Origin of the sequence: Bradyrhizobium sp. USDA 326 (genome assembly GCF_049739485.1) — a bacterium.
GTDB lineage: Bacteria > Pseudomonadota > Alphaproteobacteria > Rhizobiales > Xanthobacteraceae > Bradyrhizobium.
In genome coordinates, this window is sequence record NZ_JBMGQA010000001.1 from 6273193 (window position 1) to 6294253 (window position 21061).

At 65.7% G+C, this 21061-nt stretch carries 17 protein-coding genes; 5 read left to right on the forward strand and 12 right to left on the reverse strand.

What is annotated here, in order from left to right:
• The first annotated feature begins 107 nt into the window (after positions 1-107).
• Positions 108-1127: a DUF2155 domain-containing protein gene (locus ABIG06_RS29505; RefSeq protein WP_370139555.1), complete on the forward strand. Its 1020-nt coding sequence runs from the start codon at positions 108-110 to the stop codon at positions 1125-1127.
• Between the two features lie 13 nt (positions 1128-1140).
• Here the strand turns inward: ABIG06_RS29505 and aat are convergent, their stop codons facing one another.
• The 10 genes from aat to ABIG06_RS29555 form a co-directional block, all read right to left on the reverse strand.
• On the reverse strand, positions 1141-1821 hold the full coding sequence (gene aat, locus ABIG06_RS29510; protein ID WP_124162612.1) for a leucyl/phenylalanyl-tRNA--protein transferase: 681 nt from the start codon (positions 1819-1821) through the stop codon (positions 1141-1143).
• Between the two features lie 61 nt (positions 1822-1882).
• Positions 1883-2986: a sensor histidine kinase gene (locus ABIG06_RS29515; protein ID WP_124162613.1), complete on the reverse strand. Its 1104-nt coding sequence runs from the start codon at positions 2984-2986 to the stop codon at positions 1883-1885.
• Positions 2983-3423, reverse strand: coding sequence for a response regulator (locus tag ABIG06_RS29520; RefSeq protein WP_124162614.1), 441 nt, complete (start codon positions 3421-3423; stop codon positions 2983-2985). The genes ABIG06_RS29515 and ABIG06_RS29520 overlap by 4 nt, the downstream gene beginning before the upstream one ends.
• Complete coding sequence (locus tag ABIG06_RS29525; protein WP_370139556.1) at positions 3420-4946, reverse strand: sensor histidine kinase; 1527 nt, start codon at positions 4944-4946, stop codon at positions 3420-3422. Before ABIG06_RS29525 ends, ABIG06_RS29520 begins: the two co-directional genes overlap by 4 nt.
• 106 nt (positions 4947-5052) lie before the next feature.
• Positions 5053-6411 carry an acetyl-CoA carboxylase biotin carboxylase subunit gene (gene accC, locus ABIG06_RS29530; protein WP_124162616.1) on the reverse strand — a complete coding sequence of 453 codons (1359 nt, stop codon included), beginning with the start codon at positions 6409-6411 and terminating at the stop codon, positions 5053-5055.
• A gap of 82 nt (positions 6412-6493) precedes the next feature.
• Entirely contained in the window at positions 6494-6988 is a 495-nt protein-coding gene (gene accB / locus ABIG06_RS29535; protein ID WP_124162617.1) for an acetyl-CoA carboxylase biotin carboxyl carrier protein, read from the reverse strand.
• A gap of 36 nt (positions 6989-7024) precedes the next feature.
• Complete coding sequence (gene aroQ, locus ABIG06_RS29540; RefSeq protein ID WP_124162618.1) at positions 7025-7492, reverse strand: type II 3-dehydroquinate dehydratase; 468 nt, start codon at positions 7490-7492, stop codon at positions 7025-7027.
• Between the two features lie 227 nt (positions 7493-7719).
• Positions 7720-8592 carry a DUF1236 domain-containing protein gene (locus tag ABIG06_RS29545; protein WP_124162619.1) on the reverse strand — a complete coding sequence of 291 codons (873 nt, stop codon included), beginning with the start codon at positions 8590-8592 and terminating at the stop codon, positions 7720-7722.
• A 234-nt stretch (positions 8593-8826) separates the two neighbouring features.
• Positions 8827-9594 (reverse strand): DsbA family protein, encoded by a 768-nt coding sequence (locus ABIG06_RS29550; protein WP_124162620.1) that lies wholly within the window; start codon positions 9592-9594, stop codon positions 8827-8829.
• Positions 9595-9698: 104 nt separating this feature from the next.
• Positions 9699-11099: a M48 family metalloprotease gene (locus ABIG06_RS29555; protein ID WP_124162621.1), complete on the reverse strand. Its 1401-nt coding sequence runs from the start codon at positions 11097-11099 to the stop codon at positions 9699-9701.
• A 193-nt stretch (positions 11100-11292) separates the two neighbouring features.
• Between ABIG06_RS29555 and ABIG06_RS29560 the strand changes: the two genes are divergently transcribed.
• From ABIG06_RS29560 to ABIG06_RS29570, 3 genes are all read left to right on the forward strand, one after another.
• Positions 11293-12480, forward strand: coding sequence for a pyridoxal phosphate-dependent aminotransferase (locus tag ABIG06_RS29560; protein WP_370139557.1), 1188 nt, complete (start codon positions 11293-11295; stop codon positions 12478-12480).
• A 92-nt stretch (positions 12481-12572) separates the two neighbouring features.
• Positions 12573-13130 (forward strand): biotin transporter BioY, encoded by a 558-nt coding sequence (locus tag ABIG06_RS29565; protein ID WP_370140940.1) that lies wholly within the window; start codon positions 12573-12575, stop codon positions 13128-13130.
• 84 nt (positions 13131-13214) lie between these two features.
• Positions 13215-14549, forward strand: coding sequence for a dicarboxylate/amino acid:cation symporter (locus ABIG06_RS29570; protein ID WP_370139558.1), 1335 nt, complete (start codon positions 13215-13217; stop codon positions 14547-14549).
• 90 nt (positions 14550-14639) lie between these two features.
• On the opposite strand, the gene ABIG06_RS29575 is transcribed toward ABIG06_RS29570, so the two are convergent.
• Positions 14640-15872 (reverse strand): NAD(P)/FAD-dependent oxidoreductase, encoded by a 1233-nt coding sequence (locus ABIG06_RS29575; protein WP_370139559.1) that lies wholly within the window; start codon positions 15870-15872, stop codon positions 14640-14642.
• A 66-nt stretch (positions 15873-15938) separates the two neighbouring features.
• A complete protein-coding gene (locus tag ABIG06_RS29580) occupies positions 15939-19046 on the reverse strand; it encodes an Rne/Rng family ribonuclease (protein ID WP_370139560.1) in 3108 nt (1035 codons plus the stop codon).
• Between the two features lie 704 nt (positions 19047-19750).
• On the opposite strand from ABIG06_RS29580, the gene ABIG06_RS29585 reads away from it, so the two are divergent.
• Positions 19751-21046 (forward strand): N-acetylmuramoyl-L-alanine amidase, encoded by a 1296-nt coding sequence (locus ABIG06_RS29585; protein WP_370140941.1) that lies wholly within the window; start codon positions 19751-19753, stop codon positions 21044-21046.
• The last annotated feature ends 15 nt before the right edge of the window (positions 21047-21061 follow it).

Sequence of the window (21061 nt, forward strand, 5' to 3'; positions counted from 1 at the left end):
GGAGCTGGCCTGGCCAGACCGCGCCGGGAAGGGCAGGGATGCCGCCCTTCCCCCGCCGTATTCGGCGTGTTAACCGGAGGCCTGCGAGCGGCGGTATCCCCTGTAGAATGTCCAACAAGCCCGATTCGCTGTTCAAGCCGCGCGAGATGTTCAAAACCTTTTCCCTGACAGGCCTTGCGGCGCTGCTGGCCGCCACCGCGCTGACCGTCGCGACCCCGGCCCAGGCGCAGATCGGCACGATCTTTTCGGATCCGCCGCCGCTGCGGCCGCCCGGCAGCATTCCGCGCGGCCAGCCGCAGGTCCCCGAGGACGACGAAGAGGTACCGGAGCTGCCCCCGCAGGGCCGCGTGCTGCCGTCGCGCCCGATGCCGCCGCCGCAGGGCCGCCAAGGTAACGCGATGCCGGGCCCGGTCGAGAGCCAGCCGCTGGCGCCGCCCCCGGGCTCGACCGTCGCGCCGCCAAACCAGCTGCCGTCGGCGGCGATCGCTCCGCCCGGTCCGCAAGGTGCGCCTGGTCAGCGCCAGCCCCAGCAGAAGGGTGCGCCGGGCACCGTCCCGCAGACCCCGGCGAGCCTTCAGCCGGGCGACGAGGTCGTGACCGAGCCGCCGGCCCAGAAGATCGTGAACAAGAAGGCGACCTTCTCCGGCCTCGACAAGATCACCGGGCGCATCATCAATTTCGACGAGGAGATCGGCGAGACCGTCCAGTTCGGTGCGCTCAGGGTCAAGACCGACGCCTGCTATACGCGGCCGGCGACAGAAGCCGCCAACACCGACGCCTTCGTCGAGGTCGACGAGATCACCTTGCAGGGCGAGGTGAAGCGCATCTTCTCGGGCTGGATGTACGCGGCAAGCCCGGGCCTGCACGGCGTCGAGCATCCGATCTACGACATCTGGCTCACCGACTGCAAAGAACCGCAGCAGACCATTGCGACCGCGGCACCGGATCCGGCCGCGGCAAAGCCGCCGCCACCGCCGCCCGCGCAGAAGAAGGCCGCGCCCAAGCAGGCCGTGCAGCAGCGTCCGCCGCAGCCCTTGCCGCCACCACCGCAGCAGCAACCGGCTCCGCCACCGCCGCCGCCGGAGCAGCGGCCAGGTCTGTTCGGTATTCCCGGGTTCGGCCGCTAAGCCCGGCAAACGATCATTGCCGTGAGGCGATGATCTCGAGGGCGCGTGCGCCGGGGATCGCTTCGCCGTCGGAGAGCCTCAGGAAATCTCCAGGCTCGCCCGCCAGCGCCCTGTCGAGCAGTGCCGTATAGCGTCGCCGCGAAATCTCGACCGCTCCAAAGCTCTTCAGGTGCTCGGTGACATACTGGGTGTCGAGCAGCTCGAAGCCGCCATAAATGAGCCGCGCGACCAGATGCACCAGCGCGACCTTCGAGGCATCGCGCGCGGTGTGGAACATGCTCTCTCCGAAGAACGCCCGTCCCAGGCTGACGCCGTACAGCCCGCCGACGAGGTCGTCGCCCTGCCAGGCCTCGACGCTGTGGCAATGGCCGAGCTCGAAGAGGCCGCCATAGAGGTCGCGGATGCGCTTGTTGATCCAGGTGTCCTCGCGTCCGGCCTGTGGCGCGGCGCAGCCGGCGATCGTCGCCTTGAACGCGGTGTTGACGGTCACGCGAAACAGATCCGAACGAACGGTGCGCGCAAGCCGCGAGGCGACGCGAAATCCATCGAGCGGGATGACGCCGCGCAACTCCGGCTCGACCCAGAACAGGGTCGGATCGTCGGCGTTTTCCGCCATCGGGAAGATGCCGCAGGCATAGGCGCGCAGCAGCACGGCCGGCGTGATTTCAGAGGGGGCGGAGTCGCGCGAAGTCATGGCTTGCCATCATAGCAGGATCGCAATGCGGTTGCGATGGGTGGCGCCGCCGAGCGCGAGCTCAGCTCGCGGCGGCGGTGCTGGTCTTGCCGGGGGCTGCGGGCATGCGGCCGAACTTCAGCACGACCCGGGTTCCGGAATGCACGGGATCGCGCTCGACCGAGGCGTCGAGCTTGGAGGCCATGGCCGCGACGATGCGCTGGCCCATGCCGGTGGAGCGTGGATCGGCCTTGGCGTTGTCGCCGACGCCGTCGTCGGTGATCGAGAGCAGGAGATCGTCGCCCTGCGAGATCAGCTCGACATGGATCGGGCCGGCGCCGTCGGGATAGGCGTATTTCACAGCGTTCATCACCAGCTCGTTGACGATGATGCCGACGGCGACCGCACGGTCCGGATCGATCTCGATCGGCTCGGCCTTCAGCGTCAGGCGCGACATCCGGTTGCCTTCGGCCGAGCGGCGGAGATCCTCCAGCAGCGAGTCCAGATACTGGCTCAGGACCACGCTTTTCAGGTCCTGTGAGGTGTAGAGGCGGCGGTGCACCTGCGCGACCGCGGCGACGCGGCCCATCGCGTTGGTCAATGCCGCCTTGACCTCGTCCTGGGCGGCGGAGCTCGCCTGAAGGTGCAACAACGAGGCAATGATCTGGAGCGAATTGCCGACACGGTGGTTGACCTCGCGCAGCAGGAGCTCGCGTTCGGCGGCGAGCGCCGCGTAGCGGTCGCGCGAGGCGTGGATCTCGGCTTCGGCTTCCTCGCGCGCCCTCTGCAACGCGGCCTGGCGCAGCGCGCCTTCGGCGGCGACATGGAGGAGCGGGATGAAGTCGCCCTGGACATCCTTTACCAGATAGTCGGCCGCCCCCGCCTTCAGCGCCGTGACCGCGATGCTGGAATCCTGCGAGGCGGTAACGAATACGACCGGTGGCGCGTCCGGGATCGCCATGATCTGCTCGAGCGTCTCCAGCCCGTCGAGGCCCGGCATGTACTGATCGAGCGCCACGACATCGATGCCGCCTTCGGCGCTGGCGCGGCGGATGCGCTCGAGACCTTCCTCGCCGCTCGCGGCATGAACGACCCTGTAACCGCGCCGCGTCAGGCCGCGATCGACCAGGCGCGCCAGCGCGTCGTCGTCGTCGATGTAGAGCAGTGTCGGCGTGCGCTGGTTCATGTGGCGGCGGGCGGGACCTGGATGACCGAGAAGAACAGCCCGAGCTGCCGGATGGCATTGGCGAAATTCTCGTAGTTGACGGGCTTGGTGATGTAGACGTTGCAGCCGAGCTCGTAGCAGCGCTTGATTTCCTGGGAATCGTCGGTGGTGGTCAGCACCACCACGGGCGAGGCCTTCAGATATTTGTTTTCCTTGATCTGCCTCAGGATGTCGATCCCGGTCATGTCGGGAAGGTTGAGGTCGAGCAGGATCAGGAGCGCATTGCCCTTCTGCACGAGGCCCGAGCCGTCGGCGCCGAACAGGTGCCGCATCGCGTCGGTGCCGTTGGTGAACGAGACGATCTCGTTGTTGACGCCCGAGCGGCGGATGTTGCGCTCGATCAGGCGGGCGTGGCCCTCGTCGTCCTCGATCATGATGATGGTGACAGGCTGGGTCATCGATCTCTGTTCCGGTTGCTCACATTCCAGGCGATCGGCAGCGTGATCGTGAAGGTGCTGCCCGCGTTCAGTTCCGATGATACCGACATGGTGCCGCCGAGGCGACGCACAAGTGCACGGACATGCGCAAGACCGATGCCCTGGCCGGGCTTGTCCTGGGTTCCCGCGCGGCGGAATAGGTCGAATATCCGCTGGTGATCCTTCGGATCGATTCCGCGGCCGTTGTCGCTGATCTCGAAAATAGCGTAGCCGAGCTTGGTCCGCCCGCGGATTCTGATCTCGCCGGGCGCGCCGGGCTTGAGATATTTGATCGCGTTGTCGATCAGATTGGAGAAAATCTGCTCGAGTGCGAGACGATCGCTCACGAGGTTCGGCAGGGGCTCGACGTGGATCTCGGCCTGTGCCTCGGCCGCCTGGTGCGCCAGCGTCGAGACGATGGCCTCGATCAGCTCGCGCGTGTCGATCTTCACCGGCTGGAATTCGCGCCGGCCCTCGCGCGTGAGGTTGAGGATAGCCGAGATCAGCCGGTCCATCTTGGCGATCGACGTCTTGATAAAGCCTAGAGCTTCGGAAAAATCCTCCGAAAGCTGTTTGTCGGCGCCTTCGAGCGCGATCTCGCCCGGCCCGGCGGGGGCCAGCGGCGCTCCCTCCGCAGGGACGTGAGCGAGGCTGCTGATGCGGCGGAAGATATCGCCGCCGAGCTCCTCGAGCTCGCTGGTGAAGCCCATGATGTTGACGAGCGGCGAGCGCAGATCGTGGCTGACGATATAGGCAAAGCGCTGGATCTCGTCGTTGGCTTCGCGCAGGTCGGCCGTGCGTTCGTCGACTACGGCCTCCAAATTGACGTTGGCATCGCGCAGGCGCGATTCGGCCTCGTCGCGGGCGCGGGTCGACCGCCGGACCAGCCAGATCGAGAGCATCGCCAGCACCACCACGAGGCCGGAGCCGATGCCGGTCATCGACGCGGCGAGGGTCTGGCTGCGGTCGGAATTGGCAGTGCGGAGGCGGAATAGGCGCTCCTCCTCCTGGATCATCGCATTCGCAACGGTGGCGATCCTCGTCGTGGTGTCCTGGGCCGCGGCCTCGCGCACCAGTGCCACGGCCTTGTCCGGCTGGCCCTGCCGGATGAACACCATTTCCTGCGCGAACTGGCCGAGGCGGATTTCGATCGCCGCGCTCAGCTTTTCGACGTTCTCGCGTTGCGCTGGATTGTCGCCGCTCAGGCGCGTCAGCTTGTCGAGGGCGGGGATGATCGCCGCCACGGCCTTTTCATGGTCGACCCTGAAATTCTCACCCTGCGTCAGGAGATAGCCGCGAGCGCCGCTCTCGGCGCGCCGGACTTCTAGCAGCAGAGCGTTGACCTGGTTCTCCACCTCGATGGTGTGAACCACCCATTTGCTGTCCTCCCGCGCCTTGTTGACGAGGTAGACGGAGCCGGCACTAATCACGGTCAGCACCAACAGCCCCGCCGCGAACAGCAGGATCTGCCAGAATGCGCGCCGTCGGTGGGCTTCAGCCGTCACGACGGTTCACCTGTCGATGTTCAGTGGAGTTCAAAACGCCCCCTTGGAACTGCGCCCGCCGTCCAGAACGCGATCGGGGCCAAAGGGTTCCAGAAGGGGCGGAAGATTATCTCGCTGCAGGTTCCGGCTTGCCGGCGAGGTACTGCTCCAGCCAGTGGATGTGGTAGTCGCCGTTGATAATGTCGTCTTCGCGCACCAGTGCACGGAACAGCGGCAGCGTGGTCTCGATGCCTTCGACCACCATCTCATCCAGCGCCCGGCGCAGCCGCATCAGGCATTCGGCGCGGGTCTTGCCGTGGACGATCAGCTTGCCGACGAGCGAATCGTAATAGGGCGGGATCGTGTAGCCCTGATAGACGGCGGAATCGATCCGGACCCCGAGGCCGCCGGGCGGATGATACTGCTGGATCCGCCCGGGCGAGGGGCGGAAGGTCTGCGGGTTCTCGGCATTGATGCGGCACTCGATCGCGTGGCCGATGACCTGGATTTCATCCTGTCTGGCGGGCAGGTCGCCGCCGGCGGCGATGCGGATCTGTTCCAGCACGAGGTCGATATCGGTGATGCTCTCGGTGACGGGATGCTCCACCTGGATACGCGTGTTCATCTCGATGAAGTAGAACTCGCCGTCCTCGAACAGGAACTCGATGGTGCCGACACCGAGATATTTCATCTCGCGCATCGCTTTCGCGCAGGTCTCGCCGATCTTGGCCCGCGCGGCGGCGGACAGCACGGGCGAGGGGCCTTCCTCCCAGACCTTCTGATGACGGCGCTGCAGCGAGCAGTCGCGCTCGCCGAGATGGATCGCGCCGCCGCGGCCGTCGCCGAGGATCTGGATCTCGATATGGCGCGGCTTCTGGAGATATTTTTCCAGATAGACGGAAGCATCGCCAAAGGCGGACCTGGCCTCGTTGGCCGCCGTCGACAGCGCCAGCAGGAGGTCGGCCTCGCTGTGCGCGACCTTCATGCCGCGGCCGCCGCCGCCCGCCGCCGCCTTCACCAGCACCGGGAAGCCGATCGCCTTGGCGATCGCCATCGCGTCGTCATCGGGACCGACCGCGCCGTCGGAGCCGGGCACCACGGGGATGCCGAGGCGCTTCGCCGTCTTCTTGGCCTCGATTTTGTCGCCCATCAGGCGGATGTGCTCGGCCTTCGGGCCGATGAAATGCAGATTGTGCTCGGCGAGAATTTCCGCAAAACGCGCGTTCTCGGAGAGGAAGCCGTAACCGGGATGCACAGCGTCGGCGCCCGTGATCTCGCAGGCCGCGAGCAGCGCGGGCACGTTGAGATAGCTGTCCTTGGATGAGGGCGGCCCGATGCAGACGCTCTCATCCGACAGCCGCACATGCATGGCATCGGCGTCGGCCGTGGAGTGCACGGCGACGGTCGCGATCCCGAGCTCCTTGCAGGCCCTGAGGATGCGAAGGGCGATCTCGCCGCGATTGGCTATGAGGATCTTGTCGAACATGGTGCCTCGGGGCGCGAATGGGGAATAGCGAATGGCGAATAGGGCAGGAGCAGCTATTCGCTACTCGCGATTCGCCACTCCCTCACTCAATGATGACGAGCGGCTCGCCGTACTCGACCGGCTGGCCGTCCTCGACCAGGATCTGCGTCACCGTGCCGGCGCGCGGCGAGGGAATCTGGTTCATCGTCTTCATGGCTTCGATGATCAGCAGCGTCTGGCCGACCGCAACCTTGGTGCCGACCTCGATGAACGGTTTTGCGCCCGGCTCCGGCGCCCAATAGGCGGTGCCGACCATCGGAGAGGTCACGGCGCCGGGATGCTTCGACAGATCGGCCGCGGCAGTGGCGGGCGCGGCGGCGCTTCCTGCCGCCGCCACGGCGGCAGGACCGGCTGCCACCGGCATCGGCATGGTCGCGGCAACGCTGATGTTGCGGGCGACGCGCAGGCGCAGCCCCGCCCGCTCGATTTCGATCTCGGTAAGGCTGGTCTCATCGAGCAGCAAGGCAAGCTCGCGGACGAGCGCGGAATCCTCGCTGGAAAATTTTGCGGCTGCTTTGTCGTCTGGCTGGCGCGCCATGTTGTTTGATCCGAATGTTCTGTTGAAAAGGGGGCGTCAGGCGTTGGGCTTGATGCCGAGCTTGGCGGCAAGGCCCTGAATGGCGAGGCGGTAGCCCTCGATGCCGAAGCCGCAGAGCGAGGCGAAGGCCGCGCGTGCGGTGTAGGAATGGTGACGAAAACTCTCGCGGGCGTGGATGTTGGTCACGTGCACCTCGACCGTCGGGATCTGCACCGCGAGCAGTGCGTCATGCAGCGCGATCGAGCTGTGGGAATAGCCGCCGGCATTGATGACGATGCCCTTCATCTTGCGCCGATGCGCCTCGTGGATGAAGTCGATCAGTTCGCCTTCGCGGTTGGACTGCCGGCAATCGGCCTTCAGGCCGAAGGTCGCCGCTGTCTCCCGGCATAGCGCCTCGACGTCGGCCAGCGTCGCATGGCCGTACTTTTCGGGCTCGCGCGTCCCCAGCATGTTGAGGTTCGGCCCGTTCAGGACGAGGATCGTGTCGGTTGCAGGTTCGGCCATTCCATTCCCGGAAGAGGTGCTTCGGCGTGGCGGGGGTTATAGGTAACAAAGCGCGTGAGGGGAAGCCTCGAAGGGCCTGAGGAGTGGGTTCAGGCACCTCATCCAGCGCGCAAAAACCTGTGCGCAAACTACGGAAATTGCTTGTTAACCAGTCCGAAGCATGGCTGCGGGCCGAATGCAAAGGGGCGGGCATCGCTGCCCGCCCCCGAAGTTGCCGCTGTCCTGCCTTAGGCGTTCAGGACCGCCACGATCTCGTAGGTGTCCGGATTGATGATCACGATCTCATCGCGGACCAGGACGTACCTGTAGGTCCGCCACTCCGGATAGATGGTCGCGACCCGCGAGGGCAGGGTGTGCAGCGTAATGCCCTCACGCGGGATGCGAGTGCCGACCGCGATCGAGAAGTTCACGTTCGTCACCGGAGCAACGCGCTGCTCCCGGATCACCGACGTGATCTGCGTTCGCTGCTCCGTCGAAAGCTTGGCAGCGGCGCCGGCCTGGCCGACCGTGGTCGAGCTCTGGCCCTGCGCGTTCTGGGTCGTGCTGGTGCCGGTCTGGCCCTGAGCATTCTGGTTGGTGCTCGTGCCGGTACCCGGCCGGTTCTCGGCGTTGTTGGTCGAGGAACCGCTCTTGCTGCCCTCAGCCTTCATGTCCTTCTGGTCCCTGCTGCCGGACTTGCTGGTGTCCTGGCTCATGCTCTTGGACTTGTCGTGCTGGGACTTATCCATTTGACCCTGCGCGCGTTCGTCGGTGCGCTGGCCCTTGGTGGCGCCAGCCTTGTCCTCGGCCGCGTTCTTGTTCATCGCGCCGCCCGAGCGCTCGTCCTTCATCGCGCCGGACTTGTCTTCGGACGCGCGATCGGACTTCATCGTGCTGGAGCCGCCAGCCTGGCCGACGGTACCCTTGTCGTGGCTCATGGAATCGCGACCCATCGAGCCGCCGCGCTCTGCGGCGCCGCCGGAGGGCTGCGAGTGCTGCATCTGCTGCGAGCCACCGGCGCCGCCACCGCTGTCGCGGCCCATGGTGCCCTGTGCGTTTGCCAGACCGGTGCCCGCGACGAGTGCGATTGCGGCAACCGAGATCATAAAGCGGTTCAACATCGAAAATTCTCCTCACGTGTCTTGCGTCATTGCCCGCGCCGACAACGAAAGGAGATTTGAGTTGTTCCGGAACTTCGCCTGTTCCGCGGCATTTGTTTGTTGAACGCCAGATGAATGACTTTGCACGAGACAACGTTAGGCGCGCGAAAAAGGCCGGCTCTTCAGCCGGCCCTTTTGCTTGCATGCACGAGTTGCGAAGAGCGCGATCAGCAAGTCGCCTCTAGCAGGTCGCTTCTAGCAGGTTGCCTTGCCGCAGCGGGCGATGCCGATCTTTTCTCTGAGGCCTTCGACGCCGACGGCGCCGATCACGATCTGCTTGCCGATGACGTAGCTCGGCGTGCCGTTCATGCCCATCGCTTCGGCAAGCTTGAAATTCTCCTCGATGGTGGCGCGCACCTCGGGGCTGGCCATGTCCTTCTCGATTCGAGCAGTGTCGAGGCCGGCTTCCTTCGCCGCCTGAATCGCGCGCGCCTTGTCGGCCGCGCCCCGGCCGCCGAGCAGTCTCTGGTGGAAGTCGAGGTATTTCTTGCCTGAGGGATCCTGCATGCGCACCGCGACTGCGACCTGGGCGGCTTCGACCGAACCCTGGCTCAGCACCGGAAATTCCTTCAGCACGATCTTCAGCTTCGGATCGCTCTTCATGAGGGTGAGCATGTCGTCCATCGCGCGCTTGCAGTAGCCGCAATTGTAGTCGAAGAACTCGACGAAGGTGACGTCGCCATCCTTGTTGCCGAGCACGACCTGGCGCGGCGAGTTGAAGATCGCATCAGCGTTCTGCGCGATGCTGGCCTCGTGCTTCTGCGTTTCGGCCGCGGCCTGGCGCTTGCTGAGCTCGGCCATGGCCTCCTCGAGCACCTCGGGGTGGCTGACGAGGTAGTTCTTGATGATGGCCTCGATGTCGGTGCGCTGGGCACCGGAGAAGCTGTCGGCCGAGGCGGGCACGGCTGCGCCGAACATGGCGAATGCGAACAATGCAGGAGCAAGCAGGCGCAGCGAAGGCATAGGCAAATCCTCTTATCCAAAGCAGGTTTCGAAAAACGTCCCGGTGGACTTGGGCTCGGTGTCGTGACGTCGTGGTATCGGGGCGTCGAGTTGCGTCGGTTGCATCAATTGCGCGGCGGCTTCGCCGCCACGATGTCGTCGGCCTTGACCCATCCGGGCGTGCCGACGGCAAAACGGGTTTTCGCGCGCGTAGCAAGCTCGCGGGCGGTCTTGTTGTCGCCGCGCAGGTAAGCGGCCTGGGCCGAGGCGAGATCTGCCTCGGCATAGTCTCCCTTCCGGCCGTAGGCCATCGCGAGCTGGGTATAGCCGAGCGCCGCCTCGGGCTCTCGGGCCACAGCAGCGCGGAGAATCCGAACGGCATCGTCCGTGTAGGCTTTATTTTCGGTTCCAACCAGAGCCTGCCCAAGTAACATCTCGATGAGGGGGGCGTTGTTCGAGAGGGCGACCGCCTTGCGCAGGGCAGGGATCGCCTCGGCCGGCTTGCCGCTCTCCAAGAGCGCCTGGCCGCGCACCTCGTAGAAGTAGGGGTTGTTCGGCTGAACCTGGATCAGCGCGTCGATCTGAGTGAGCGCGCTGCGCAGATCCCCGTGCAGATAGGTGCTGATGGCGCGGGCATAGCGCGCCGGCAGGCTGTCGTTGGTCTGGGGATAGCGGCGGTACACCGTCTCCGGCCGCTCCATGAAGGCGGATATCTTGGCGCGGACCATGTCGTGCCGGAGCTGAAGCGCGGGATCGTCCTTCTTGTTCCAGTATGGGCTGGAGCCTGCGAATTCCTGGAGTGCGGCGACGCGTTCGGCCGGCATCGGATGCGACTGGAGATAGGGATCGGCGCCGCGCGATGCGAACAGGCTCTCGCTGGTGAAGCGCTTGAAGGTCTCGTACATGCCCTTCGGCGATTGCTGGGTCGCAGTCAGGAATTTCACGCCGGCGCGGTCGGCATTCTCCTCCTGCTGGCGCTGGTAGGACAACAGCGTACGGCGGATCATCTCCTGCGGAGCGGCGATCGCGGCCGCACCGGCATTGGCCAGCCCGTTGTTGCCGGCGCTCGAGCTGCGGGTGCTGCCGGCGGCGATCGCGCCGGCGCCGAGCAGCATCGCGATGATCATCTGGGTCTGGGCCGTGGCGAGCTGCTCGCGCAGCTTGGACAGATGACCACCGGCCAGATGTCCAGTCTCGTGCGCGAGCACGCCGATGATCTGGTTCGGCGTCTCGGACTGGAGGATCGCGCCCCAATTGACGAAGATGCGGCGGCCGTCCGCGACGAACGCGTTGAACGAGCCGTCGTTGATGATCACCATCTGGATGTTCTGCTTTTCCAGACCGGCGACGCGCAGGATCGGGCGGGTGTATTCGCGCAGCAGCTGCTCCGTCTCGGTGTCGCGCAGGACCGGCGGCCCTTTGGCCTGTGCCCGCGCGGCCGAGAACGGCGTCAGCGCGATCGCCGCGGCCGTGACGAGGGTGGTGAGAGCGGAAGACTTCTGGCGCAATGCGATCTGGAGCAACATCGAGCGGTCTGGGTCAAACGGTCTTGGTCAGGCAGTTTCGTGATTGGTTTTGGCGATTGGCGGCGGACCGGATACGCGATATGCCCCTTGTGAGCCGCGCCCTTTATGAGCCGTACAATGCGGCCAGTCTGGGGCGCAAGCGCCCTGTTTTCCGGACCGGACGGATCGGTCCGCCAGCGAATAGCAGAAATCGATGCACGAGGCGACATTGAGGAATCGGTTGGGGCAGTGGCTCGAGCCCTCCCGCCGCAGCGAAGTTCCCCCGTTCATGGTGATGGACGTCATGGCGGCGGCGGCCCGAATCGAGGCCGCCGGTGGCCATGTCATCCATATGGAGGTCGGTCAGCCCGCGGCCGGCGCGCCCAGAACGGCGATCGCCGCCGCTCATGCGGCGCTGGAGGCCGGACGGATCGATTATACCTCCGCGCTCGGCATCCCCAGTCTGCGCGAGCGCATCGCACGCCATTATCGCGACACCTATGGCTGCGACGTCAGCTCCGAGCGGATCGTGGTGACCACGGGCTCCTCCGGCGGCTTCATCCTGGCTTTCCTATCGATGTTCGAGCCCGGCGATCGCGTCGCCGTAACCGTGCCGGGCTATCCACCGTACCGTCACATCCTCACCGCCCTCGGCTGTGAGCCGGTGCTGATCGAAACCACGGACGAGACGCGCCACGCACTCACCGGTGAGGCGCTGCTCGCCGCCCATCGCAAGGCGCCGCTGAAGGGCGTGCTGGTCGGCAGTCCCGCCAATCCGACGGGCACGATGATGTCCCGCGAGGCGCTTGCCGGCCTCATCGCGGCCGCGGAAGACGCGGGCATCCGCTTCATCTCGGATGAGATCTATCACGGGCTCGATTACGCGTTTCCAGCCGTGACGGCGGCGGCGCTGTCCGAGCACGCACTCGTGATCAACTCCTTCTCGAAGTATTTTTGCATGACGGGCTGGCGTGTCGGCTGGATGGTCGTGCCCGAGATCATGGTGCGCCCGATCGAGCGGCTTCAACAGAACCTCTTGATCTCGGTGCCGTCCCTGTCGCAGATCGCGGCAGAGGCTGCCTTCGACGGCGCGGCCGAGATGGAGGAAATCAAGCACGGCTATCAGGAAAACCGGCGTATCCTGATCGATGGATTGCCCAGAGCCGGACTGACGAGATTCCTGCCCGCCGACGGCGCCTTCTATCTTTACGCCGACGTCTCGGATTTTACCTCGGACAGTTTCGAGTTCGCCAAGCAAATGCTGGAGCAGGCGCGCGTGGCGGCGACGCCCGGCGTCGATTTCGATCCCATCCATGGCCGTTCATTCATACGGTTTTCCTATGCCCGCTCGCTCGATGAGATGCGAGAGGCAGTTGACCGGATTGCTGAGTGGCTTAAATAACTGCGCCAGTTTTCTTCAGCCTTCCGGAGTTCAACTTGTCAGACCGTTCCATCCCGTCCGCCGCTGCGCCACATTCCTCTCTCTCCGCTTTGATGTGGCCGACCCGGCCGGGCGAAGCCGTCGGCGCTCTGCGTGCCGTCGTGCTGATTGTGCTCGGCACCGCGCTGATGGCGCTGTCGGCCAAGGTGAACCTGCCGCTGCCTTATGTGCCGATGACGCTGCAGACGCTGGTGGTGCTGATGATCGGCGCCGCCTATGGCTGGCGGCTTGGCAGCGCAACCATGATTGCCTACCTCGCCGAGGGCGCGATCGGGCTGCCGGTGTTCGCCGGTCCCGTGGGTGGGATTGCTCCGCTGGTCGGCCCAACCGCGGGCTATCTGTTCGGTTTCGTGCTGGCTGCCTTCGCGACCGGCTGGCTCGCCGAGCGCGGCTGGGATCGCAGCGTGATGCTGCTGTTTGCGGCGATGGCCGTTGGCCATATCGCCATTCTGGCCGCCGGCTTCGGCTGGCTGGCGTTCGGACTCGGCTTTGGTGCCGCCAAGGCCTGGCAAGTCGGCATCGCGCCGTTCATTGCGGCCTCACTGGTCAAGAATGCGCTCGGCGCGGCCCTGATGCCGGCGGCACGCCGGATCGTCGAGCGCCGCGGGTAAGACGCGCTACAACCAGCAGTTCCAGTTGACAGGGCCGGCCAAGTTGATCTTGGCTGGCCCGGTGTTTTGAGGGGGAGTGAAACCATGACGACGACAACGATGGCGGGAGCGCCGGTCGCGCCGCCCGTCGCCAAGCCGTGGTACAAGGTCCTCTACGTCCAGGTGCTGATCGCGATCGTGCTCGGTGCCATCGTCGGCTGGCTGTGGCCGCAGGTCGCCACCAATGAATGGATCAAGGCGCTCGGCGACGGCTTCATCAAGCTGATCAAGATGGTGATCGCCCCGATCATCTTCTGCACCGTCGTCTCCGGTATTGCCCACATCCAGGACGCCAAGAAGGTCGGCCGCATCGGCGTCAAGGCGCTGGTCTATTTCGAGGTCGTCTCGACCTTCGCGCTGGTGATCGGTCTCATCGTCGGCAATCTCGTCAAGCCGGGCTCCGGCTTCGGCAATGCGGCGGCGAACGAGGCGGCCGTTGCAGGCTACGCCAAGCAGGCCGCCGGCCAGAGGTCCGTCGACTTCGTGCTGCACATCATTCCCGACACGGTGGTCGGCGCCTTCGCGCAAGGCGAAATTCTGCAGGTGCTGCTGTTCGCGGTGCTGTTCGGCTTTGCCTTGATGAGCCTCGGCGAGCGCGGCCATACGATTCGCAGCTTCATCGACGATGCTGCGCACGCGGTGTTCGGCGTCATCTCGATCGTGATGCGCGCGGCGCCGATCGGTGCGTTCGGCGCGATGGCCTACACGATCGGCAAGTTCGGCACCGGCGCCATCCTCAACCTGGTCGGTCTGATCGCCACGTTCTATGTCACCGCGGCGCTGTTCGTGTTCGTCGTGCTCGGCCTTATCGCGCGCATTGCCGGGTTCTCGATCTTCAAGTTCCTGGCCTACATCAAGGACGAGCTGCTGATCGTGCTCGGCACCTCGTCGTCGGAAAGCGCGCTGCCGTCGCTCATGGAGAAGCTGGAGCGGCTCGGCTGCTCCAAGTCGGTCGTCGGCCTCGTGGTGCCCACGGGTTACTCCTTCAACCTCGACGGCACCAACATCTATATGACGCTGGCGACGCTGTTCATCGCGCAGGCGCTCGGCGTCGATCTTTCCTTCGGCCAGCAGCTCACGATCCTGGTCGTGGCGATGCTGACCTCGAAGGGCGCCTCCGGCATCACCGGCGCAGGCTTCATCACGCTGGCCGCGACGCTCGCCGTGGTCGACCCGCGCCTCGTGCCGGGCATGGCGATCGTGCTCGGCATCGACAAGTTCATGAGCGAGTGCCGCGCGCTGACCAATCTGTGCGGCAACGGCGTCGCCTGCGTGATCGTCGCATGGTGGGAGGGTGAGCTCGACCGCGACAAGCTCAACGCCAATCTCGCCAAGCAGATCGATCCGACCGACATGGAGACGGCGATCACCACGGACTGATCCGACGATCGCCTGTGGCGGCGCAATGCGCCGTCGGGTCCCGAACCAAAAGAGCTGGTCGATATCCTCGATCAGCCCTTTTCCTTTATGCTAGAACCGCTCAGGCCGATATGGCGTGGGATCGACCGCCGGCGTCTCGCCGCTCATGATCTCCGCGAGCAGGCGTCCGGTTGCCGGTCCTAGCGTGAAGCCCTGATGGCCATGGCCGAAGTTCATCCAGAGGCCGGGGTGGCGCGGGGCGGGGCCGAGCACCGGCAGCATGTCGGGCGTGCAGGGCCTTGTGCCGAACCACGGGTCCGGCTCGACCCGCTTGCCGAGGTCGATCAGCTCGCGTGCAGAAGCTTCGGCGCTGGCGAGCTGCACCGGCGTTGCCAATGCGTCCGCGCCCGTTAATTCCGCGCCGGTGGTGATGCGGATGCCCTTGGCCATCGGTCCCATGGCGTAGCCACCGCTTTTGTCGATGAGAGGCAGGTCGAGCGAAGCGCCGCCGCTGTAGTGCATGTGGTAGCCGCGCTTGCGCACCAGCGGGATGCGATAGCCGAATTTGTGGAGGAGGTCGGGCGACCACGGTCCGAGCGTCACGACGGCGTCGGGAGCATCGAGGCGTCCGTTGTCGGTGTCGACCGACCAGCCGGTCGCGGTCTGTTGCAGCGACTGCGCATCACCGAGTACGATCCTGCCGCCGAGGCGCTCGAACAACTCGGCATAGGCCGTGACCAGTGCCCCGGGATCTGACACGGTCCAGGTGTCGAGCCAGTGGATCGCGCCTGGGAGATCGTCGCGCAGGATCGGCTCGGCCTTGGCAAGCTCGCTGCCCGACAGCACGCGAAAGTTCACGCCGAATTCGCGCTGATCCTCTTCCGCGGCCTTGATCGAGAGATCCAATGAAGCGGGGTCGCGAAACAACGCTCGGTAGCCGGCACGGCGGATGAGATTGTCGGCATGGGCCTCGCGGATCAGGATGTCGTGCTCGGTCGTTGCGTAGGCGATCAGCCGTGCCCATGCCTCGATCGCCTCGCGATGCCGCTTCGGCGCCGAATGCCACCAGTAGCGGAGCAGGGGCTCGATGTGGAGATGGAGGGAGGAGAGGCTGTAGCGCACGTCGTTGGTGCGGCCGGTCGCGATCTTCAAGAGCGAAGCGAAGTCGCGCGGCATGGGATAGGGGCGTACCGCTTCCGCCTGGATCATCCCGGCATTGCCGTAGCTGGTCTCGCGGCCAGGCTCCCTGCGGTCGACGAGCGTGATGGACCAGCCGCGCTGCTGCAGGTGCAGCGCCGCGCTCACACCGACCATGCCGCCGCCGAGAATTATTGCACGTCGCATCGAAACTGACCTCGCCAACCAAAAAACCGCCCGGTTTGGCCGGGCGGTTTCATCTGGATGTCCCTCTTATTCGCCGCCGCCGAAGCGGCGCGACCACCAGCCGGCGCGACGTGGGGCTGCCGGGGTTTCGCGCGCGGCCTCCGGCGCGGGCTCAGGTGCCGGCGCGGGCACAGCAACCGGTTCGGTCACTTGCGCGACCGGCGTGGCCGGCTCGGGCTGGCTGTTCAGCAGGAGGCTCACCTTCTCCCGGACCGTGGAGCGGCGCCTCGCGGCCTTGTCTCCGGCGGAATCTTCGTCTGACGCTGCAATCGTCGTGGCGGGAGCCGGCTCCGGCTGGGCCGGCGCCTCGGTCTGTACCTCGGCGCGCGGCTCGGGCTGCGCAACTTGCGGCTCGGTGCTGAGTTCGGCCTGCGCGATCGAGGGCGAAGCCTGGCTGCCGAAGCCATCGAAATCGGCAACTGCGTCGACGGCTTCGAGCGGCTGGCTGGTGCCGAGCTCGTCGCTGATGGAGCCGGCAAGACCTTCCTCGCCGCCACCGCGACGGCGGCGTCCACCGCGGCGACCACGCCGGCGCCGGCGATCACTGCTGCCCTGCTGTTCGCCACGGGCTGCCTGTTCTTCGCCTTCCTCGCCATCCTGCTCGGACTCGGTCTCCTCCTCGCCTTCGCCGGCGATCATCGCGGGCTCGGGCAGGGTCGGCGCCGTATCCTCGCGCAACTCACCCTCGCGCTGGCCACCGCGGCCGCGCCGTCGGCGACGGCGCTTGCGGCGCTGGCCGTCCTGCTCGGAGGTTGCCTCGCCGCCAGCCTGCTCGTCAGCAAGGCCTTCGGTCTCGTCGGTCTCGACCTCGGATTCGGTCTCCAGGTCGAAGCCATCCTCGTCGTCATAGGCTTCTTCGGCCTGTGGCGGCGGGCTCGCAGCCACTTGCGCCGCGAGCAGCGCCTTGGCGGCTTCGAGCGTATGCACCTGCTCGCCGCGGTCGATCACATATGCCTGCGGCCCGCTGACGCTTGCGTCGGCGATGACTGACAGCGTGACCTTGAAGCTGTTCTCGAGGTCGCGCAGATGGCCGCGCTTGTGGTTCAGCACGTAGAGCGCGACATCGGTGCGGGTGCGGACCACGAGATTGTGGGTCGCGCCCTTCATCAGGATCTCTTCGAGGCCGCGCAGCAGCTGGAGCGCCACCGAGGATACCGAGCGGACATGGCCGGTGCCGCCGCAATGCGGACACGGATCGGTCGAAGACTCCAGCACGCTGGCGCGGATGCGCTGGCGCGACATCTCGAGCAGGCCGAAATGCGAGATGCGGCCGACCTGGATGCGCGCGCGATCCTGCCTGAGGCAATCGGACAGCTTGCGCTCGACCGCGCGGTTGTTGCGCTTCTCGTCCATGTCGATGAAGTCGATGACGATCAGGCCGGCGAGGTCGCGCAAGCGCAGCTGGCGGGCGACCTCTTCGGCCGCTTCCAGATTGGTCTTGAGCGCGGTGTCCTCGATATGGTGCTCGCGGGTCGATCGTCCGGAATTGACGTCGATCGAGACCAGCGCCTCCGTCTGGTTGATCACGATGTAGCCGCCGGAGCGCAGTTGCACGGTGGGCGAGAACATCGCATCGAGCTGGCTCTCGACGCCCATGCGCGAGAACAACGGCTGGCCGTCCCGATATTGCTTCACCGCGCTGACATTGGCGGGCATCAGCATCTTCATGAAGTCGCGCGCTTCGCGGTAGCCGGATTCGCCGGCCACCTGGATCTCGTCGATCTCCTTGTTGTAGAGGTCGCGCAGCGAGCGCTTGATCAGCGAGCCTTCTTCATAGACGAGGGTCGGGGCCTGCGACTTCAGCGTGAGGTCGCGTACCGTTTCCCACATCCGGATCAGATATTCGAAGTCGCGCTTGATCTCGGGCTTGGTGCGAGAGGCGCCTGCCGTGCGCAGGATGATGCCCATGCCCTCGGGCACGTCGAGATCCTGCACCACTTCCTTCAGGCGCGAACGATCCTGCGCGCTGGTGATCTTGCGGCTGATGCCGCCGCCGCGCGCGGTATTCGGCATCAGGACGGCGTAGCGGCCGGCGAGCGAGAGATAGGTCGTCAGCGCCGCGCCCTTGTTGCCGCGTTCTTCCTTGACCACCTGCACCAGCATCACCTGGCGGCGCTTGATGACTTCCTGGATCTTGTACTGGCGGCGCGGACGGAAGGTGCGCTCCGGCACTTCCTCCAGCACGTCGTCGCCGCCGACGGATTCGACGACTTCTTCCTCGGCTTCCTCGCCGTCCTCGTCCTCATCCTCGTCGTCTTCGCTGGTTGCTTCCGCAGCCTCGGCGGACGTCTCGGCATTCTCGACGGCGGCGTACACCGCATCGGCCGGCTCAGCGGCCGATGTCACGGCCTCAGCCAGAGCTTCCGCATGGGCTTCGGAAGCGTGCGCTTCGGAGGCCTCCGCATCCTGTGGCGCGGCAACGGTCTCGGTCGCAACCACCGGCTCGGCACCGACGGCCGCGACGGGCGCTGGCGTCTCGTCGGCATGCTCATGGTCGTGATGATCGTGATCACGGGCGTGCTCGTCGTCATGGCCGTGATGATCGTCGTGATCATGCTCGCCATGAGCATGTTCGCCGTGATCGTGGTCGTGGTGATCATGGCCTTCGTGCTCGCCGTGGTGCTCCGCATCCGCCTGCAGATGCTCGCCTTCGGGCAGGGCGTTCTCGGCATGCTCCGGCAGCGCCTCGCCCTCCAAGGGCTGGGCTGCGGGATCGGCGCCGACCTCGAGCCCTTCGACGATGTCGCTGCGCACGCGCTCGCCATGACCGCGGCGGCGGGCGCTGCGGTGGCGCGAACGGCGGCGGCCGAGCGAGCGGTTCTCGCTCTCTTCCTCGGCCTCGCGATGGGCCTGTTCCTCGGCCTCGATCAGCGCCTGCCGGTCGGCGACCGGGATCTGATAATAGTCAGGATGGATTTCGCTGAAGGCGAGGAAGCCGTGGCGATTGCCGCCATATTCGACAAAGGCGGCCTGGAGCGAGGGTTCAACCCTTGTGACCTTGGCGAGGTAGATGTTCCCGCGCAGTTGCTTGCGTTGCGCGGTCTCGAAGTCAAACTCTTCGACGCGATTGCCGCGGACCACGACGACCCGGGTCTCTTCCGGGTGGGTGGCATCGATCAACATCTTGTTGGGCATGTCTTAACTCTTGGCGGCGGCGGGCGCGATAAACCGTGGGCGCGTATCGCGCCGCCGGGTGACGCGACGGTCCACCTGATTCGGGGGTGAGGGGAAGGCCGAAACGCCGTCTCTCGCGCCTTGCCGAACCGGAAGCTTCGGGACCATTGCGACGCGCGGGATTGTCACTCCGCAGCGTCGCGAATGGTCCTTCAGATTTCGTCGGCACAGTCTGGCGCATCAAGCGTCGGCCCGTATGAAACATTGGGCGGCGAGGCCGCCCTTCAATCAGTTGCTGTTGGCCAGGCACGGCGCGAGCGCGCTCGCCTTGAGACCACGAACCGCTCCCCTGGGATCAAGGGACCGGGTAATGGGTTATGCCGCTGTCAGAACCGTCCCGGTAACGTGAGTGGTAACCCGAGACCGTCCACCGCCGGTGCCTGACCCGCTCCACCTCGCTGCCGCGCACCGCGCTGGTCTTCGAGGGAAGCGGAAAACGCTGGAATTCCCAAATCTTGGGAGTTCCGGCGCAGCGCCGGGAGGCTGAATGCGACACAACCTGAAATATCGGCCGTCAGCATCCCGTACATACGAGGAATGAGCCATCCGTGCAAGGGAGCGTCGCACGGCGGTCACAGTCGGCGATTTTCGCGCTTCCGTCATTAAGGAGCGATTAACCCTGTGGTTCTATTGCGTTAAGAGGGCTGCTCGGAGGCACGGAATTGGTGGCGAGCCGCACAAATCGACGGGTTTTGCTGGCGGGCGTGTTGCTGTGCACCGCAGCGCTTCCGTGTGCCGATTCCTCGCGCCTCATTGCTGCAGAGAGCCAGCCGCAGCCGGCTATTGCGGCAGCGAATTTTCCGGTGGCCTCGGCCGCCCGGCTGGCCGGCGATGGCAAGCAGACCCGCTTCATCCTCGACCTCGACCGGACTGTCACCTTCCGCACCGCCACGCTGGCCGACCCATACCGCGTGGTGGTGGACGTGCCGCAAGTCAATTTTCAGCTGCCCGCCGGTGCCGGGAGCGGGGGGCGGGGGCTGATCAAAGCTTTCCGCTACGGGCTGGTCATGCCCGGCGGCTCGCGAATCGTGTTCGACCTGACGGGACCGGCGAAGATCGCCAATTCCTACGTGGTGGAAGCCGCGAACGGCCAGCCGGCGCGGCTCGTGCTCGACCTGGAGGAGGTCGAGCGCGCCGCCTTCGTGGCATCGCTTCCCCCTGAAAACCGTCCCGAGTTGCGGTCCGCGATCGCGGAGGCGCCGCCGGCCACGGTTCCCGCCAAGGCAACCACGGATGCCACGCAGCAGAAGGCCGATGGCCGTCCGGTGGTCGTGGTTGATCCCGGCCATGGCGGCATCGACAACGGCACGCAGTCGGGCGGCGAGAGCGAGAAGAACCTGGTGCTGGCTTTTGGCCTGGCGCTCCGCGACAAGCTGGAGAAGGCCGGTAAATACCGCGTGGTGATGACACGCGAAGACGACACCTTCATCCCCCTCAGTGACCGGACCAAGATCGCCCGCAACCAAAAGGCCGCTTTGTTCGTCTCGATTCATGCCGATGCGCTGCCTCGTGCCGAGGGTGATGCGCAAGGCGCGACTATCTACACGCTCTCCGACAAGGCGTCCGACGCCGAGGCCCAGCGGCTGGCGGATGCCGAGAACCGGGCCGATGCGATCGCCGGCTTCAACCTCGCGGAGGAGCCCACCGACGTCGCCGATATCCTGATCGACCTCACGCAGCGGGAAACCCGCACGTTTTCAAACCGTTTCGCCCGCCTTTTGATGGGGGAAATGAAGTCGACGGTGCGGATGCACAAGCATCCCCTGAAGTCCGCCGGCTTCCGGGTCCTGAAGGCGCCCGATGTGCCCTCGGTGCTGGTCGAGATCGGTTACGTCTCCAACAAGGGAGACCTCGAGCACCTGGTTTCCGAGGGGTGGCGGTCCCGTGCCGTGGGCTCGATGGCGCAGGCGATCGACGGATTTCTGACCAAGCGGATGGCCACGGCCGGGACTCCGAACTGAAAGGGTTTAGCCCTG